At 65.0% G+C, this 16,153-nt stretch carries 16 protein-coding genes; 14 read left to right on the top strand and 2 right to left on the bottom strand.

What is annotated here, in order from left to right; translation table 11 throughout:
* Positions 1-51: 51 nt before the first annotated feature.
* Positions 52-600 carry a YggT family protein gene (locus K2L43_RS13875; RefSeq protein ID WP_220637791.1) on the bottom strand — a complete coding sequence of 183 codons (549 nt, stop codon included), beginning with the start codon at positions 598-600 and terminating at the stop codon, positions 52-54.
* A gap of 85 nt (positions 601-685) precedes the next feature.
* On the opposite strand from K2L43_RS13875, the gene K2L43_RS13880 reads away from it, so the two are divergent.
* From K2L43_RS13880 to K2L43_RS13890, 3 genes are read left to right on the top strand one after another with little or no spacing between them, the layout of a single operon-like run.
* On the top strand, positions 686-1,333 hold the full coding sequence (locus tag K2L43_RS13880; protein WP_220637792.1) for an LON peptidase substrate-binding domain-containing protein: 648 nt from the start codon (positions 686-688) through the stop codon (positions 1,331-1,333).
* A gap of 6 nt (positions 1,334-1,339) precedes the next feature.
* Positions 1,340-2,443 (top strand): glycosyltransferase family 4 protein, encoded by a 1,104-nt coding sequence (locus tag K2L43_RS13885; RefSeq protein ID WP_220637793.1) that lies wholly within the window; start codon positions 1,340-1,342, stop codon positions 2,441-2,443.
* The gene (locus tag K2L43_RS13890; RefSeq protein ID WP_220637794.1) at positions 2,440-3,753 is read left to right on the top strand and encodes a sugar transferase; all 1,314 of its coding nucleotides are present in this window, start codon (positions 2,440-2,442) and stop codon (positions 3,751-3,753) included. The genes K2L43_RS13885 and K2L43_RS13890 overlap by 4 nt, the downstream gene beginning before the upstream one ends.
* 3 nt (positions 3,754-3,756) lie before the next feature.
* Here K2L43_RS13890 and K2L43_RS13895 read toward each other — a convergent pair whose 3' ends face one another.
* The gene (locus K2L43_RS13895) at positions 3,757-4,548 is read right to left on the bottom strand and encodes a bifunctional 2-polyprenyl-6-hydroxyphenol methylase/3-demethylubiquinol 3-O-methyltransferase UbiG (protein WP_255580456.1); all 792 of its coding nucleotides are present in this window, start codon (positions 4,546-4,548) and stop codon (positions 3,757-3,759) included.
* Between the two features lie 57 nt (positions 4,549-4,605).
* Between K2L43_RS13895 and K2L43_RS13900 the strand changes: the two genes are divergently transcribed.
* The 11 genes from K2L43_RS13900 (at position 4,606) to K2L43_RS13950 (ending at position 16,121) form a co-directional block, all read left to right on the top strand.
* A complete protein-coding gene (locus tag K2L43_RS13900; protein ID WP_255580457.1) occupies positions 4,606-5,487 on the top strand; it encodes a glycosyltransferase family 4 protein in 882 nt (293 codons plus the stop codon).
* On the top strand, positions 5,481-6,353 hold the full coding sequence (locus K2L43_RS13905; protein ID WP_103737447.1) for a glycosyltransferase: 873 nt from the start codon (positions 5,481-5,483) through the stop codon (positions 6,351-6,353). Before K2L43_RS13900 ends, K2L43_RS13905 begins: the two co-directional genes overlap by 7 nt.
* Positions 6,350-7,501: a hypothetical protein gene (locus tag K2L43_RS13910; RefSeq protein ID WP_255580458.1), complete on the top strand. Its 1,152-nt coding sequence runs from the start codon at positions 6,350-6,352 to the stop codon at positions 7,499-7,501. The genes K2L43_RS13905 and K2L43_RS13910 overlap by 4 nt, the downstream gene beginning before the upstream one ends.
* Positions 7,502-7,536: 35 nt before the next feature.
* Positions 7,537-9,084 (top strand): lysine--tRNA ligase, encoded by a 1,548-nt coding sequence (gene lysS / locus K2L43_RS13915; protein WP_220637795.1) that lies wholly within the window; start codon positions 7,537-7,539, stop codon positions 9,082-9,084.
* 73 nt (positions 9,085-9,157) lie between these two features.
* Complete coding sequence (locus K2L43_RS13920) at positions 9,158-10,183, top strand: diguanylate cyclase domain-containing protein (protein ID WP_220637796.1); 1,026 nt, start codon at positions 9,158-9,160, stop codon at positions 10,181-10,183.
* 39 nt (positions 10,184-10,222) lie between these two features.
* Positions 10,223-10,891: a mechanosensitive ion channel family protein gene (locus K2L43_RS13925; protein WP_047350766.1), complete on the top strand. Its 669-nt coding sequence runs from the start codon at positions 10,223-10,225 to the stop codon at positions 10,889-10,891.
* 362 nt (positions 10,892-11,253) lie between these two features.
* A complete protein-coding gene (locus K2L43_RS13930) occupies positions 11,254-12,375 on the top strand; it encodes a branched-chain amino acid ABC transporter substrate-binding protein (protein WP_011806374.1) in 1,122 nt (373 codons plus the stop codon).
* 101 nt (positions 12,376-12,476) lie between these two features.
* A complete protein-coding gene (gene livH, locus K2L43_RS13935; RefSeq protein WP_011806375.1) occupies positions 12,477-13,403 on the top strand; it encodes a high-affinity branched-chain amino acid ABC transporter permease LivH in 927 nt (308 codons plus the stop codon).
* Entirely contained in the window at positions 13,403-14,644 is a 1,242-nt protein-coding gene (locus K2L43_RS13940; protein ID WP_103737444.1) for a high-affinity branched-chain amino acid ABC transporter permease LivM, read from the top strand. The genes livH and K2L43_RS13940 overlap by 1 nt, the downstream gene beginning before the upstream one ends.
* Complete coding sequence (gene livG / locus K2L43_RS13945) at positions 14,641-15,408, top strand: high-affinity branched-chain amino acid ABC transporter ATP-binding protein LivG (protein ID WP_220637797.1); 768 nt, start codon at positions 14,641-14,643, stop codon at positions 15,406-15,408. The genes K2L43_RS13940 and livG overlap by 4 nt, the downstream gene beginning before the upstream one ends.
* Positions 15,408-16,121, top strand: coding sequence for an ABC transporter ATP-binding protein (locus tag K2L43_RS13950; protein ID WP_011806378.1), 714 nt, complete (start codon positions 15,408-15,410; stop codon positions 16,119-16,121). Before livG ends, K2L43_RS13950 begins: the two co-directional genes overlap by 1 nt.
* The last annotated feature ends 32 nt before the right edge of the window (positions 16,122-16,153 follow it).

The raw sequence follows: 16,153 nt of genomic DNA on the forward strand, positions 1-16,153 counted from the left end.
AGCGCTTGGTGGACGGGCGCTAGCAGCTATTTTTTATTGAGAACAGTGTCGCTACATCATGACGCTGGCCTGCAGATGCCCCAGCACGATCATCACGACCTGCAGCAGTACCAGCACCACCAGCGGCGACAGGTCCACCCCGCCCAGTAGCGGTAGAACACGGCGCACGGGGCGCAACAACGGCTCGCACAGGCGGGTGATCACATCGCTGATGGGCGATCGCGTCTGCACCCACGAGAGCACGGCATAAACGATCAGCAAGCCCATCAGTCCCGACACGGCCACGCGCGCCAGGCCAAAAAGCGCCATCCACGGCAGCCAGGCCAGTCCCATCCCCCCGCCCACCAGAAGCCACAGCAGCAGATACTGGACCAGTTGCAGCAGCAGCGCCGCCGCAAGGCAGGACAGATCCCACCGCCCCACCGACGGAACGAGCTTGCGCAGTGGCAGCACCAGCCAGTCGCTCAGGGCAAACACGAGACGGCCCACGGGATTGGCAAACGACACCCGCTGCAGCTGCATGTACAGCCGCAACAGGCAAGCCCCGGTAAGCAGGCCGCTGGCAACGTCGAGGAGAAAAGACAGAATTTGAAACAGCATGGCCAATTAGCAAATAGGTCGACCCCGTTGCGGTGCGCCGCACACGGGTTCAACGTGGGATGATAGCGACGCTACGCATGCCGCCATGTCCGATCCCCTCACGCTGACCTCCCTGCCCCTGTTTCCGCTCAACACCGTGCTGTTTCCCGGTGGTGTTCTACCGCTGCGTGTGTTCGAGGTGCGTTACCTGGACATGGTGCGCAAATGCCACCGCACGGGTGCCCCCTTCGGCGTCGTGGCCCTGGCCCGCGGCCATGAGGTGCGCCAGGCGGGAGCCCTGCCGGAAAGCCTGTACAGCGTCGGCACATTGGCCATGATCGAGCATTTAGAAGAACTGCAAGCGGGGCTGATGCACGTACGTTGCCGGGGGATCGCCCGCTTTCATGTCGTGCGCCAACAACTGCTGCCCCACGGGCTGTGGACCGCCAACGTGGAACAGATCCCTTGCGACACGCCGGTCCAAGTTCCCCCAGACTTGCAGCGTGCAGCTAGCACACTGACGCAGGTGTTGTCGTCATTGCGCGAGCAGGCGGCAGGAGCAGCCGGGGGACCAGCCGCACACGCACAGCCCTCACGCACAGATCTCCAAGACTGCGGTTGGCTTGCCAATCGCTGGTGCGAGTTATTGCCCATTCCGTTGGAACTCAAGCAGCAGCTCATGCAACTGAACAACCCGCTGGTGCGGCTGGAGCTGGTGAGTGACATCCTGGAACGTACCGGCATTTCTGGCTAGCGTTGCATGCAGGCCAAACTGAAGGTGATGCAAGTGATCACCAAGGGCGAACGAGGAGGTGCCCAGACCCATGTGCGCACCTTGTGCCAGGCTCTGGCCTCCCGCATCCATTTCAGCGCTGTCATTGGCGGCACGTGTCCCACGCCGCTCGAAAGCGACCTACACACGCTGGGACTGCCGATTTACCGCCTGCCAAGCCTGCGCAATTCGCTGGCGCCCTGGCATCTGTTCCGTTCGGTACTGCAACTGCGCGCCCTGATCCGCGAGCACGAACCCGACATCTTGCACGCGCACAGCGCCGTATCGGGCGTAGTCGCACGCCTGGCGGGCAGACTGTGCCGCAAGCCCGTGATCTACACAGTGCATGGCTTCGCTTTCAAACCCGAAGTACCCCGGGTACGCCGCACAGTGGCGTGGTGCTGTGAATGGTTGCTGGCGCGTTGGACGGAGCACATGGTGTGTGTATCGCAGCACGAGCGACAACTTGCCCGAGGTTTGCCGATTCGCGCTGACCGGCTGACCGTCATACCCAATGCCCTAGAAAACAATAGCCAACGCGCTCAGCCTGGGCTGGAACCCGTGCGCGTCGCCATGGTAGCCCGGCTGGCCGCACCCAAGCGCCCCGACCTGCTCCTGCATGCCCTGGTCCGGCTGCGCGATGGCCTGGGGCATGAGGTAGCCGCTAGCATCATTGGCGATGGCCCGGATCGCACGGCCTTGCAGGCGCTGGCATCCGGGTTGGGCTTATTTCAAGTGAGTTTCGTGGGCGACGTGGATGATGTGCCCCAGCGCCTCGCGCATCACCACCTTTTCGTGTTGCTGTCTGACCACGAAGGTCTTCCCATCTCCGTGATCGAAGCCATGCGGGCGGGGCTGCCCGTCGTGGTCAGTCGACTGCCTGGGATGGCGGAATTGCTCCCCTCCGAACAATACGGATTCCTGGTGTCCAATGACGTGGAGGCCATCGCTCAAGCCATGGAGCGCCTAATCCGCAGCCCCGCGCTGCGCGAGCAAATGGGCCGAATGGCCCGCCGCCATTACGAAGAACATCATGCCCCGGAACGCATGGCGTCGGCCATACTCGCCATCTACACCCAAGTCCGTGCATGACCCAGCCTGTTGTCACCTCCCGACCCTGCGCCGAACCCGACCCGGCACGGCGTGATGGCGCGCTGTTGTGGTGGAGCCTGCTCGGCCTGTTGCCTCAAGCGCTGGGTTACGCCATAGCGCACAAGATGCAACACGCAGGCTGGGTCACACCGCTGTTCCCCGCCACCGTGCTGTGGTGTGCGGTGTCCTACCTGTTGGCAACACGCTGGCTGCACCAGGGTGCCCATCTACCGCCGCGGGAGCAGGGTGGCTTTTTGCTGGTGGTGATCACGGTGGCCTTTCTGCTCACCCCGTTGGGCTTTGCACTGCTGCAAGCGCCCTATTCGCGCGGCGCCGTATTGATGGCCTACATGCTGGCCTTGGCTTGGCTGCTGTGCGGGCATGCGCTGTGGGGGACCCGTCGTACGCTGCACCTGGCCTACGTGGATGCCGACTTACCCTACGTCCTGCGCCAAATGCTGCGCCCGCAGGAGCAAGGCGATGACCGACTGCGCCTGACCAGCTGGGTGGCCGGACTACCAGCGCGAAAACAGCGCGTAGCCGTGGACGGTGTGGTGCTAGACCGGCTGGCTGATCCCGACCCGCAACGCCAACAGTGGATCAGCGAGCTCAAACTCCAGCGCATCCCTCTCTACAGCGCAGAAGCGGCAGCGGAAATGCTGTCGGGCCGCAAAATCACCGGGACGCTGGGCGAGCAAGATCTATGGCAACTGACCAATTACCCTGCTTACGACATCGCCAAGCGCATGCTGGACTTGGGCCTGACCCTCATCACGGTGCCGCTATGGGTTCCGCTGTGTATGGCCGCGGGGCTGGCAGTGAAGTTCGATTCACCCGGCCCCATGTTGTACTCGCAGCAGCGCATGGGTCGCCACGGACGCAGCTTCCGCATATGGAAGCTGCGCAGCATGCGTCACGAGCCTGCCAGCCACATCGTTCAGTTCGCCAAACAGCAGGACGACCGTATCACGTCAGTTGGCCGCTTCATCCGCCGCACGCGGCTCGATGAACTACCCCAGCTCTGGAACGTACTGCGCGGAGAAATGAGCCTGATCGGCCCGCGTCCCGAGCAGGCAGAGTTCGCGCACCACTTTGCCGCAGCCATGCCCGCCTACCCCTACCGCCACTTGATGCGCCCCGGTCTCACGGGCTGGGCGCAGGTGCAGCATGGCTATACCGATAGCGCCGAGCAGACCGCTATCAAGCTGAGCTATGACCTGTATTACGTGACGCACTGCTCCATGGCTCTGGATCTGCTCATTGCCTACAAGACGGTGCACACGGTGCTCACAGGTTTCGGAGCGCGCTAGTTGTCAACGTGCCTTCACTCGCGCAACCAGCACATCCGCCCACAACGGCCTGCGCACTGCCAGCCGATGCAACAGGCGTCCCTTCATCGTCCCCGGCGCCGCCACCTGGCAGCTGTGCAGTTCGGCGCCCACTAGCCCTGCATCCGCCAGCACCTTCAGTAGGGTGAAGGGTGAAAACCACGCCCGATGGTCGGTGTTGACATGCTCCACCCCGCACACGCTGTGAAGCGCATTGCGCAGGGACAACGCATTGGGCACACTGACGACGAACTCCGCCTCTGGCAGGCACTGCGCCAGCCGCCGCAGGAACGCGGCGGGGTCAGGCAGGTGTTCAATTACATCAGGCACCAGCACCATGTCGGGCGCACACCGGGCCAGCACCTGCGGGGCCTCGGGAGCGAACACGTCGAGCTGCTGCACGTGGTCAAAACCCAGGCTGCGCGCCGTGTCCACAGCGGTGGCGTTGATGTCGATACCATGGCAAATCCGTGCGTTGCGGCTGAGAAGCGCGTGCAACCAACTGCCGTCGGAGGCGCGACGTGCAATCAGTGGTGCATGGTCGGCAAAGCCCACATGCAGCACGCACTGCTGCGCGACCCAGCCGGCCAGCAAATCACCGCGTGGCTGGGCATGTCCGATAATCCCCGGCCTGAAAGGCAAATCGTCGCTGAAAGCCTCGCCCAGCAAATAGGTTTCAATGTGTGGCATCGTGCGATTATTGGCGCGCCCTCCACCAGAATGCACACGCGCTACATCCTGTTGTTGCAAGAAGACATGGCCGTTGGCGGTATTCACACCGCCACACAGACGCTGGCGAATGCACTGCGGTGCGCAGGCCAGATACCGGTCGCCTTGGCTCTGCGCAATACGCACATCGGAGCGCTACTGCGTGCCGTTTGGCGGGCCGACATCATCGTAGCCACGAACGGCTTTCTGCCGTCCTATGCAGCCTGGCTGCTGGGCATGCTGCTGCGCCGGCCCGTGGTGGCATGGCTTCACGGCCCCACGCAGGAGGTGCTGGAGCACGCCCATGCCAGTGCTGCCAAACGCGCCTGGCTGCGCTGGCTGTATCGCCGACTACGCTGGGTGGTGTTCGTCTCAGCCCACACACGCGACTCGTTCCTTGAATTCACGGGCGGTGCAGCGGCAGGGCAACGCCTGGAGGTGATTCCTAACGCCCATCCTGATTGGCAGCCCGCGCCAATGGGCGCGTCACCGCAATACCTGGGTTTCGTGGGCAGGCTTGCGCCGGAGAAGCAGCCCGAATTGCTGGTGCAGATGCTGCGCTTGCTGCCGACTACTTATCGGCTTTGCATGGTAGGCGATGGCCCTTCACAACCGGCGCTGTGTGCAGCCGGTGCTGACCTGCAGCAAGTCGGCCGGCTGGAGTTGCGCCCTTTTCACCTCGTACAGGCCTCGGTGTACGCCCCATGGCAAGTTACCGTGCTCGCATCGCTCTACGAAGGCTGCCCCATGGCAGCGCTGGAATCGCTGGCCGCTGGCAGGCCCTGCGTAGGCCTGCCTATCCCCGCGCTGCGCGAAATGTTGGGGCCAGACATGCCCTATGCGCTGGCCCACGACTGCAGCGCGGCTGCGCTCGCTCGCGCCGTGCAAACCGTGTGCGCCATGCCACCCGAACAGCTGGCGCACGACATGGCCCAGGTGCTGCGCCGCTACAGTCCTGAGCGCTTTTCGCATAACTGGCAACGCGTGCTGCAGGAGGCGGCGTGCTGATCCACTTCATTCACCCCGGCAGCGCTTACCTGCCCGAACTGGCGGCATATGGCGACTTCCTTGCGGCGCTGGGGCACAGCGCGCAGGTGCATTCCCGCCCTGCGAGCGTGCCTGCAGATGCGGTCATCTGCTGGTGGATGTGCGGCCGCGTGCCGCACGACGCGGCGCGGCGGCTCAGCCATGCCTTTCACATCCATGAATACGCATCGGCTTCAGTACCGCCCTGGCCTAAGGTCAAGGACCGGGCCAAGCGCGCCCTGCAGCCCGTGCCGCAGTACCGCCTTTTCCAGAATACCTGGGTGCGCGATCGGCTGGGATTTTCCGACGGCGTGCCGTACGAGTTCCGTGACATGGGCGTGGAGCCGTCCTTTCTTGCCACGTGTGCGAGACGGGCTGCGCCCGAGTTCGACGGAGTCTATCTGGGGGACATGCAACGCCTGCGGCAGTTTGTGCCACTCTTGACCGCACTACAACAGGCAGGCCAGCGCACTCTGCTGATTGGCGAGCCGCCTGTCGATCTGCGTAAAACACTGCACACCTTGGGGCACGTCACGGGTCGCGTTCCGCACGGTCAGGTATCCACCCTGCTGCGCCGCGCGCGCTACGGACTGAACCTGGTTCCTGACCAATTGCCGTACAGCCAACAGACGTCCACCAAACTCATCGAATACTGCGCGGCAGGTTTGCCAGTGGTCAGCACCGACTACGACTGGGTGCGGGCCTTTGAAGCGCGGCACGGAGCGCGCTTTGCCTACCTGCCCATACCAGACATCGCTGGCTGCGTGGTGCCTGATGTATCCACACTGGCATGGCCGCGCGTACTTGAACGACTGGCACTCTGGCGCCGCCTGGGGCTGTGCCCGTGAACCACACCTCGCTGCTGATGGCCGGAGCCAGCCTGATCGCGCTGATCGCACAAGCGCTCATGGGTGCGGCCATGCTCCACTTCTTCACGCCCACGGCGGCAGGCCACTTCGCCGTCGTAGCACAAGTGGCGTTTTTCTGGGTCACGCTGGCACTGGCACAAAGCCCACTTCAGTTCCTTGCCGACGCACACCTGCCCCCACAGCGGGCGCTTCGTGCTGCTCTGCGCGCCAGCCTGCTGCGCTGGATACTGCTGCTGCCCCTGGTGGCCGCAGCCCTATGGTGGTCGAGTCCCGTCCTCCCTTTGACCACCGTGGTGGCCTGGGCCGGGCTGCTAGCGCTGTTGCAAATGGGCTGGTACCTGGCCCAGCCCTGGGTATTGCGCACGGCATCACCGATGTCCGCCGCCTGCGTACGCACAGCCCCCCCCTTGCTGGCGCTGGCGCTGGCCGCCGGGCTGGGTATGCGTGGAAACGCTGACAACGCCACCGGCCTACTGGCCGCGGCGGCGTGCGGCTATGCAGTGGGGGCGCTCTGGTTGCTTCACGGTAGCCGCACCGACCATCCACCTCAATCCGCAGCAAGGCAATCCGACGGCCGCAGCGCTCTCTTGCGCATGGCGCACGCGGTAATGGATGCCGTGGCCGGCGTAGCTCTGGTGTTGGCCTGGCAGCGGCAGCATGGCACGGCGGACGCCAGCTATCTGGCAGTGCTGCTACGGCTGTTCGGCTTAATGCCCGCCATCGTGCACGCGGCTTGGTCACAAGTGCTGCTGGCACAAGCGCGGCCCTCACGCTTGAAGTCGCTGGGCGTAGGGATGGGAGCTGCCCTGGTCACAGGGCTGATCGGTCTGGGGAGCGCCGCCGTACTGCAGACCACACTGCTGGCGCCTACATGGCAGGGCCTGCTGCCCTATATCCTGCCCATCATGCTGTGGCAGGGTAGCGCATGCATCTTCGCGGCACTGAGCCATCGGCCCTTCCAGCAGGGACTGGCGCGCCGCTACTCATTGCTGACCATAGGTTTCAATATCATGCAGATAATGGTGCTGCTCGCCCCCCTGGGTTGGACGCCGCAGGTGCACCTGTGGTGGCTCGCCGGCCTTTGCACCACTGGGCTGCTGATGCTGTCGGCCTGGATGGCAAAATAGAGGGTTTCTGCCCAAGTTCCAGCCAGCACTCCGCCATGTCCACTGAAGCCACTCCTGCACCAGCCCCCCAGGACGAAAACCAACTCATCGCCGAACGCCGTGAAAAGCTCAAGGCTCTGCGCGAGAACCAGGCCCAGGGCCAAGGCGTGGCATTTCCCAATGACTACAAGCCCCAGCACCATGCCGCAGTGCTGCAGCAGCAGTACGGCACATTGGATGGAGAAGCGCTCGAAGCCCAGACGATCACAGTGAGCGTGGCCGGCCGCATGATGCTCAAGCGCGTCATGGGCAAGGCCAGCTTCGCGACCCTGCAGGATGGATCGCTGGGTGACACCGGCGGGCGCATCCAGCTCTACGTGACACGCGACGCCATTGGCGAAGAAGCCTATTCCGACTTCAAGCGCTGGGACCTCGGCGACATCCTGGGTGCCGAAGGCACGCTGATGAAGACCAAGACCGGCGAGCTATCGGTCAAGGTGTCGCGCCTGCGCCTGCTCACCAAGAGCCTGCGCCCCATGCCCGACAAGTTCCACGGTGTGGCCGACCAAGAGGTCAAGTACCGCCAGCGCTACGTGGACCTGATGACCGACGAGGCCGCGCGCCGCCGCTTCGTCGCGCGCAGCAAGGCGGTGGGCAGCATCCGCTCTTTCATGATGGAGCACGGCTTCCTGGAGGTGGAAACGCCCATGCTGCACCCCATTCCCGGCGGCGCCAACGCCAAGCCCTTCGTCACCCACCACAATGCGTTGGAGCAGGAGATGTTCCTGCGCATCGCGCCCGAGCTGTACCTCAAGCGCCTCATCGTGGGCGGCTTCGAGCGCGTGTTCGAGATCAACCGCAACTTCCGCAACGAAGGCATCTCGGTACGCCACAACCCCGAGTTCACGATGATGGAGTTCTACGCGGCCTACTGGAACTACCGCGACCTCATGGACTTCACCGAAGCGCTCGTGCGCGACGCGGCGCTCAAGGCCACGGGCACGCTGCAGCTGACCTACGGCGCTCGCGCGGTGGACCTGTCCCAGCCCTTTGCGCGCCTGACGATCCGCGAGGCCATCTACCAGTACACCGAAGCCGGCGCGCACGTGGACGACGCAGCCTGGCTCGTGAGCGCGCTCAAGAAGCTCGGCATGACCGAGGAGAAGGACCGCCTGTCCACGCGCTCGCTGGCCAGCCTGCAGGTGCTGTACTTCGAGGAGGAGGTGGAGGACAAGCTCTGGCAGCCCACCTTCATCATGGAGCACCCGACCGAGATCAGCCCGCTCGCGCGCGCCAACGACCTGCGCCCCGAGGTCACCGAGCGCTTCGAGCTCTACATCACCGGCCGCGAGTTCGGCAACGGCTTCTCCGAGCTCAACGACGCCGAGGACCAGGCCGCGCGCTTCAACGCCCAGGTGGCGGCCAAGGACAGCGGCGATGACGAGGCCATGTTCTTCGACCACGACTTCGTACGTGCGCTGGAATACGGCATGCCGCCCACAGGTGGTTGCGGCATCGGCATCGACCGGCTGATGATGCTGCTCACCGACAGCCCGAGCATCCGTGACGTGATCCTGTTCCCGGCCCTGCGGCGCGAGCACTGACCCGTGGGCATGCGTGGCCGCACGTGGCCACGCTGACATCCCGCCGCACCAGCGGCCTCTACCGCACCACCTCATGAGCCCTCCTGCCAGCGCCAACGCATTTCCGCAGTTCTTGCATGAGCCCTTCAGCGTGCTGCTGGTGGAGGACCAGGCGTCCGTGCGCGCCACACTGGCAGGCGAGCTGCGCCATGTGGGGGTGTCAGAGGTACTGGAGGCCGCCTCGGCCGACGCGGCGCTACAGCTGTTCAAGCTGCGGCGTCCCGACCTGGTGCTGCTGGACATACGCCTGCCTGGCGGCAACGACGGCTACTGGGTGGCCCAGCGCATGCGCGAGGCAGAACCCGGCGGCTGGACGCCCATCATCTTCCTCTCGGGGCTGGATGGCGACCTGGATGTGTGGCGCGGCATCGAAGTCGGCGGAGACGACTATCTCGTCAAGCCCGTCAAGCCGATCGTTCTGGCCGCCAAGCTGCGCGCCATGCGCCGGCTGCGCGACATGCGCAGGCGCCTCGTGGAACTGACCGAAGAGCTGCACGTGGCCAACCAGCACCTCAACGAGATGGTGGAGATGGACCCGCTCACGGGGCTGGTCAACCGCCGCGGCTTCGACCGCATCCTGCACAGCGAGATCCTCGCCGCGCGGCGCGACGGAGTGCCGCTCACGCTGATGCTGTGCGACCTGGACCATTTCAAGAGATACAACGACACCCTGGGCCATGTGCAGGGCGATGCCTGCCTGAAGGAGGTCGGCCGCGTGCTGCACGACGTCTGCATGCGCCCGCGCGACGTGGCCTCGCGCTATGGCGGCGAAGAATTTGCACTCATCCTGCCCAACACGCCGCGCTCGGGCGCCATGACGTTCGCGCGCGCGCTGGGCAAGCTGTTGAAGGCCCGCGCCATCGCCCATCCGGGCTCGCCCAACGGCGAAACGCTCACGCTGTCGGGTGGCATTACCACGTGCGTGCCCGACGACGGTACCAGCGCCGAGACCATGCTCATGCGCGCCGACGAGGCCCTGTATGCCGCCAAGGCCCAGGGCCGGGACCGCTTCTTCAGCTTCGAGATGCAGATGGACACCATCGAGCAGCGGCAGATTTGAGCCGCGCCAGCGCTTGCCCACCCGTTCATTGCCCATGACATGCTGCCGCGACTGAAAACCGCCCTCCCCGTCTGGATGCACGACTGGCTCGACATCATCGTGCCCGGTGTGCAGATTGTGCTCATCGTCCTGGCCGCGCTGCTGCTGCAGCGCCTGCTGCTGCGCATCATCATGCGGGCCAGCGACCACTACCAGTTCCCGCACGAACTGCTCACACCCATCAACGCCGTGGTGCGCTGGCTCATCCTGGGCAGCGCCGGCCTGCTGGTGCTGGAGCGCCTGGGGGTGTCAGCGGCCGTGCTGTGGACGGCCTTCACCGGCTTCGCCACAGTGGGCGCGGTGGCGTTCTTCGCGGCATGGAGCGTGCTGTCCAATCTGTTTTGCGCCTTTCTGATCTTCACCGTCGGCCCGTTCCGCGTGGGAGACCACATCGAACTGCTGGACACCGCCGACAAGCCCGGCGCCCTGGGCCGCGTGATGGACATCAACTTGCTTTACACCACGCTGGAGGACGCCACCGCCCCCGAGCCTGGCACGCTGCTGCAGATTCCCAACACACTGATCTTCCAGCGCGTGGTGCGCCGCTGGCGTGCCGGCACGCCGGTGCCGGAGTCACGGCTACATCCTGCTCCGGATTCCGCCGCCTGCGCCGCCACCGCTCGCGAGCCCGCCAGCACGCCCGCGCCCAAGCCGGCGAGCTTCCCTTGATGGCCCAAGTACATCGACGGGGTTGATGCTCATCAAAATATAGCTGTCCGCGCTTGATGGGCGGGCGCTGCAGGCCTTTTTGACATATATTCGGGCACCCCACGGCCGCACAGCGCGGTCACTGCGCCCCGGGTGACGGGCAAAACCCTATCGCCCCCGCGCATGTCAGTCCGCCGTAAGCCCCGCGGACAACGCTGCCCGTCTTTCGGCAACAGCCCTAGCAAAAACCTTCCGGCAGGGCCACCCCCGGTTACCCTGTTGCCAACGCCACACATCCCGTTAATCTTTGCGGCCTACGTCTCAGGCCCCCACCGGGGCCTGTTGATTTTTCAGACCGCTTTACCCAAAGTTGAAAGAGTCCTATGAGCATTCCATTCCGCATGCACACCGTCGTTGCCGCACTGGGTCTGGCCGGTGCCGCTTTGTTCTCCACCGCGCATGCGCAAGTCAAGATCGCCATGGTGATGCCCACCACTGGCCCGCTGACGCAGTACGGTGACATGGTCAAGGAAGGCGTGACAACGGCCGTCGAGATGGCCAACGCCGCTGGCGGCGTGGGCGGCAAGAAGATCGAGTTGGTCTCCATCGACGATGCCTGCGAACCCAAGCAAGGCCCCGTGGCCGCCAACCGTGTGGTGAATGCCAAGATCGGCTACGTGATCGGCCCGGTGTGCTCGGGTGCCTCCATCGCTGCCGCTCCCATCTACAACAACGAGGGCGTGGTCGTCATCACCCCGTCGGCCACCTCCCCGGCGCTCACCGACGGCAAGAACTACCACTTCATCTTCCGCACCATCGGCCGTGACGACCAACAGGGCCCTGCCGCTGCCAAGTTCATCGCCGAAAAGGCCAAGCCCAAGAAGGTCGCCGTGCTGCACGACAAGCAGTCCTATGGCCAGGGCATCGCCTCCTCCGTGCGTGACGACCTGAAGAAGGCCGGCATCACCGTGGCGCTGTTCGAAGGCATCAACGCCGGCGACAGCGACTACTCCGCCGTCATCACCAAGCTCAAGAGCGCTGGCGTGGACTTCGTGTATTACGGCGGCTACCACCCCGAGATGGGCCTGCTGCTGCGCCAGGCCGGCGAGCAAGGCCTGAAGGTGCGCATGATGGGCCCCGAGGGCGTGGGCAACCCTGAGGTGAACGCCATTGCCGGTAACGCCGTGGAAGGCATGCTGGTGACGCTGCCGGCCGACTTCGCTGCCAACCCCAAGAACGCTGCCGTCGTGGCCGCCTTCAAGGACAAGAAGCGCAATGCGTCCGGCGCCTTCCAGCTGACCTCGTTCGCCGCCACCCAGGCACTGCTGGACAGCATCAAGGCCGTGGGTGACAACCCTGCCAAGGTGGCCGACCACCTGCACAAGAGCACCATCGAAACGGTGCTGGGCCCCGTGTCCTGGAACAAGCAGGGCGACCTGAACAGCTTCGACTTCCAGGTCTTCCAGTGGCACAAGGACGGCAGCAAGAGCCTGGCCGCCAAGTAAACCCACCTCCCCGTCCCAAGGGTGCGTTGCGCAAGCCACGCACCCTTGGTCCATTGCATTCGGCCCCTGGAGGGGCCTTTTCCTGTTGAGGGGTGGCATGCATGTCTGATCTCATACCCCAGCTGGTACAACAGCTGTTCAATGGTCTTTCGCTGGGCGCCATCTACGCGCTGATCGCGATCGGCTACACGATGGTCTACGGCATCATCGGAATGATCAACTTCGCCCATGGCGACATCTACATGATCGGCGCCTACATCGGCCTGGTCACGCTGTCGGCCGTCGGCGTGCAGAGTGGTCTGCCGGTGTGGGCGATCATCGCCCTGATGCTGGTGGTAGCGGTGGCCATCACGGGCGTCTACGGCTTCGTGGTGGAGCAGGTGGCCTACAAGCCGCTGCGCAGCAGCCCGCGCCTGGTGGCGCTGATCTCGGCCATCGGCATGTCCATCTTCCTGCAGAACTGGGTGGCGCTGGGCCAGGGCGCGCGCGACATGGCCGTGCCCTCGCTGATCCCCGGCGCGCTGCGCTTTGGCAGTGAAGGCGGCTTCGAGGTCTACGTGCCCTACTCGCGCATCCTCATCATCGCCGTGGCGGTGGTGCTGATGATTGCGCTCACGCTGTACATCCAGCACTCGCGCATGGGCCGCGCCTCGCGCGCCTGCTCGCAGGACATGCACATGGCCAACCTGCTGGGCATCGACACCAACCGCGTGATCTCGTTCACCTTCATCCTGGGCGCCATGCTGGCGGCCGTGGGCGGCGTGCTGATCGCACTCGCCGTGGGCAAGCTCAACCCCTTCATCGGGTTCATCGCAGGCATCAAGGCGTTCACGGCGGCCGTCCTCGGGGGCATCGGCTCCATTCCCGGCGCCATGCTGGGCGGGGTGATCCTGGGCGTGGCCGAGACCTTCGCCGCCGCCTACATCTCGTCGGAGTACAAGGACATCGTGGCCTTCGGCCTGCTGGTGCTCATCCTGCTGGTGCGCCCCACGGGCCTGCTGGGCAAGCCTGAAGTGGAGAAAGTCTGATGCACGCCACCGGTTTTTCTTCCCATCTCAAGAACGCGCTGATCGCCACCTTTCTGGCGGCCATCGTGGTACTGCCCATCTTCACGCTGCACCTGGAGCGCGCAGGCACGCGCACCATCATCGTGCCCGAGTGGCGCACGCTGCTGTGGGGGTGCCTCGCCGTGTTCGTGGTGCAGCTGCTGCGCCCGCTGCTGGGTACGCGGCTGCCCAAGCTGTCGCTGCCCAGCCTGCCTCAGGCGGCGCCGGGCCAGCGCAAGGTGCTGATCTTCGTGGCGCTGATGATCGCGGCATCGTGGCCGTTCTTCGCCGGCCGCAACGCCGTGGACATCGCCACGCTGGCCATGATCTACGTGATGCTGGGCCTCGGTCTGAACATCGTGGTGGGCTTCGCCGGCCTGTTGGACCTGGGCTTCGTGGGCTTCTATGCCGTGGGTGCATACACCTATGCGCTGCTGTTCCACTGGGCCGGCTGGAGCTTCTGGGAAGCCCTTCCCCTGGCCGGCGCGGCGGCGGCGCTGTTCGGCTTCGTGCTGGGCTTTCCAGTGCTGCGCCTGCGGGGTGACTATCTGGCCATCGTGACGCTGGGCTTTGGCGAAATCATCCGGCTGCTGCTGGTCAACCTGACCGACTGGACGGGCGGGCCGGACGGCATCTCCAGCATTCCCAAGCCGTCCGTGCTGGGCCTGGAGATGACGCGCTCGCCCACCGTGGAGGGCGGCACCACCTTCCACCAGTTCTTCGGGATGGAGTTCAACTCCCTGCACATGGTGATCGCCCTGTACCTGATGGCGCTGCTGCTCGCGGTGGTCACGCTGTTCATCAGCAACCGCCTGATCCGCATGCCCATCGGCCGCGCCTGGGAGGCACTGCGCGAGGACGAGATCGCCTGCCGGTCGCTGGGCCTGAACCCCATGAAGATCAAGCTCTCGGCCTTCACGCTGGGCGCCATGTTCGCGGGCTTCGGCGGCGCGTTCTTCGCGGCGCGCCAGGGCATCGTGAACCCCGAGTCGTTCACCTTCATCGAGTCTGCGCTGATCCTGGCCATCGTGGTGCTGGGCGGCATGGGCTCGCAGCTGGGCGTGATCGTGGCGGCCATCATCCTCACCGTGTTGCCCGAACTGGCACGCGAATTCTCCGAGTACCGCATGCTGATCTTCGGCCTGGTCATGATCCTGATGATGGTGTGGCGCCCGCAGGGCCTGCTGCCCATGAAACGCCACCATGTGGAGGTGCCCGCATGAGCGCCCCCCTGCTTGAGGTCAAGGACCTGTGCATGCGCTTCGGCGGCCTGCTGGCGGTGGACCATGTGGCCTTCGACGTGAAACCGCAGGAGGTGTTTGCCATCATCGGCCCCAACGGTGCGGGCAAGACCACGGTGTTCAACTGCATCAGCGGCTTCTACCAGCCCAGCAGCGGCCAGATCGCGCTGCAGGGCCAGGCCATCGCGGGCTACACCAGCCACCAGGTCGCGCGTCAGGGCGTGGTGCGCACGTTCCAGAACGTGCGCCTGTTCAAGGGCATGACGGTGCTGGAGAACCTGCTGGTGGCCCAGCACCACCAGTCGCAGGCGCCGCTGCTGGCGGGCCTGTTCAATACGGCAAGCTATCGCCGGAGCGAGGCCGAGAAGATCGATCAAGCCATGCACTGGCTGGACGTCATGGGCCTGCGCGAGTTCGTGAACCGCGAGGCCGGCAACCTGGCCTACGGGCACCAGCGCCGCCTGGAGATCGCGCGCTGCATGATCACCAAGCCGCGCCTGCTCATGCTGGACGAGCCCGCCGCGGGCCTGAACCCGCAGGAGAAGAAGGACCTGCAGGCGCTGATCGACCAATTGCGCCGCCAGTACGGCGTGACGGTGCTGCTCATCGAGCACGACATGGGGCTGGTGATGGGCGTTTCCGAGCGCATCCTGGTCATGGAATACGGCAAGCCCATCGCCATGGGCACGCCCGACGCCATCCGCAACGACGAACGGGTCATCAAGGCCTATCTGGGGGAAGCGTGATGGCCCAGCCCATGCTGCAAGTAGAAAACCTGTCCACGCACTACGGCGCGATCTGCGCCGTGAATGGCGTGAGCCTGCACGTGAACCAGGGCGAAATCGTCTCGCTGATCGGCTCCAATGGCGCGGGCAAGACCTCGCTGCTCATGACCCTGTGCGGCACGCCGCGCGCCAGCGGCGGCACCGTGCGCTTCGAGGGCGAGGACATCACCCAGCAACCCACGCACCTCATCATGCGCAAGGGCATCGCCGTCTCGCCCGAGGGACGCCGCATCTTCTCGAACCTGACCGTGGTCGAGAACCTGAAGATGGGCGGCTTCTTCCAGGACGGCGCTGCCATTGAGGAGGGCATGGAACACGTGTTCAAGCTGTTTCCGCGCCTGAAGGACCGCGCAGCGCAGCGTGCCGGCACCATGTCGGGTGGCGAGCAGCAGATGCTGGCCATCGGCCGCGCGCTGATGAGCAAGCCCCGCCTGCTGCTGCTGGACGAGCCCACGCTGGGCCTGGCGCCGCTGATCATTGCGCAGATCTTCGAGATCATCCAGGCCATCCGTGCCGAGGGCGTGACCGTGTTTCTGGTGGAGCAGAACGCCAACCGCGCCCTGCAGATCGCCGACCGCGGCTACGTGCTGGAAAACGGCCGCGTGGTGCTGGAGGACACCGGCGCCGCCCTGCTCACCAATGCGGACGTGCGCAAGGCGTATCTGGGGGCTTGACCGGCGGCGCGGTCATTTTCACCGCCTGAATC

The sequence above is a fragment of the Diaphorobacter sp. MNS-0 genome (assembly GCF_019602835.1).
In the GTDB taxonomy this organism is placed as follows: Bacteria; Pseudomonadota; Gammaproteobacteria; order Burkholderiales; family Burkholderiaceae_C; genus Diaphorobacter; species Diaphorobacter nitroreducens.

Excerpts from the sequence above, each read along its gene's own strand:
- livG (WP_220637797.1), top strand. The coding sequence starts at position 14,641 with ATGAGCGCCCCCCTGCTTGAGGTCAAGGACCTGTGCATGCGCTTCGGC.
- K2L43_RS13925 (WP_047350766.1), top strand. The coding sequence starts at position 10,223 with ATGCTGCCGCGACTGAAAACCGCCCTCCCCGTCTGGATGCACGACTGG.
- K2L43_RS13875 (WP_220637791.1), bottom strand. The coding sequence starts at position 600 with ATGCTGTTTCAAATTCTGTCTTTTCTCCTCGACGTTGCCAGCGGCCTG.
- K2L43_RS13950 (WP_011806378.1), top strand. The coding sequence starts at position 15,408 with ATGGCCCAGCCCATGCTGCAAGTAGAAAACCTGTCCACGCACTACGGC.
- K2L43_RS13885 (WP_220637793.1), top strand. The coding sequence starts at position 1,340 with ATGCAGGCCAAACTGAAGGTGATGCAAGTGATCACCAAGGGCGAACGA.
- K2L43_RS13940 (WP_103737444.1), top strand. The coding sequence starts at position 13,403 with ATGCACGCCACCGGTTTTTCTTCCCATCTCAAGAACGCGCTGATCGCC.
- K2L43_RS13880 (WP_220637792.1), top strand. The coding sequence starts at position 686 with ATGTCCGATCCCCTCACGCTGACCTCCCTGCCCCTGTTTCCGCTCAAC.
- lysS (WP_220637795.1), top strand. The coding sequence starts at position 7,537 with ATGTCCACTGAAGCCACTCCTGCACCAGCCCCCCAGGACGAAAACCAA.
- K2L43_RS13920 (WP_220637796.1), top strand. The coding sequence starts at position 9,158 with ATGAGCCCTCCTGCCAGCGCCAACGCATTTCCGCAGTTCTTGCATGAG.
- K2L43_RS13890 (WP_220637794.1), top strand. The coding sequence starts at position 2,440 with ATGACCCAGCCTGTTGTCACCTCCCGACCCTGCGCCGAACCCGACCCG.
- livH (WP_011806375.1), top strand. The coding sequence starts at position 12,477 with ATGTCTGATCTCATACCCCAGCTGGTACAACAGCTGTTCAATGGTCTT.
- K2L43_RS13930 (WP_011806374.1), top strand. The coding sequence starts at position 11,254 with ATGAGCATTCCATTCCGCATGCACACCGTCGTTGCCGCACTGGGTCTG.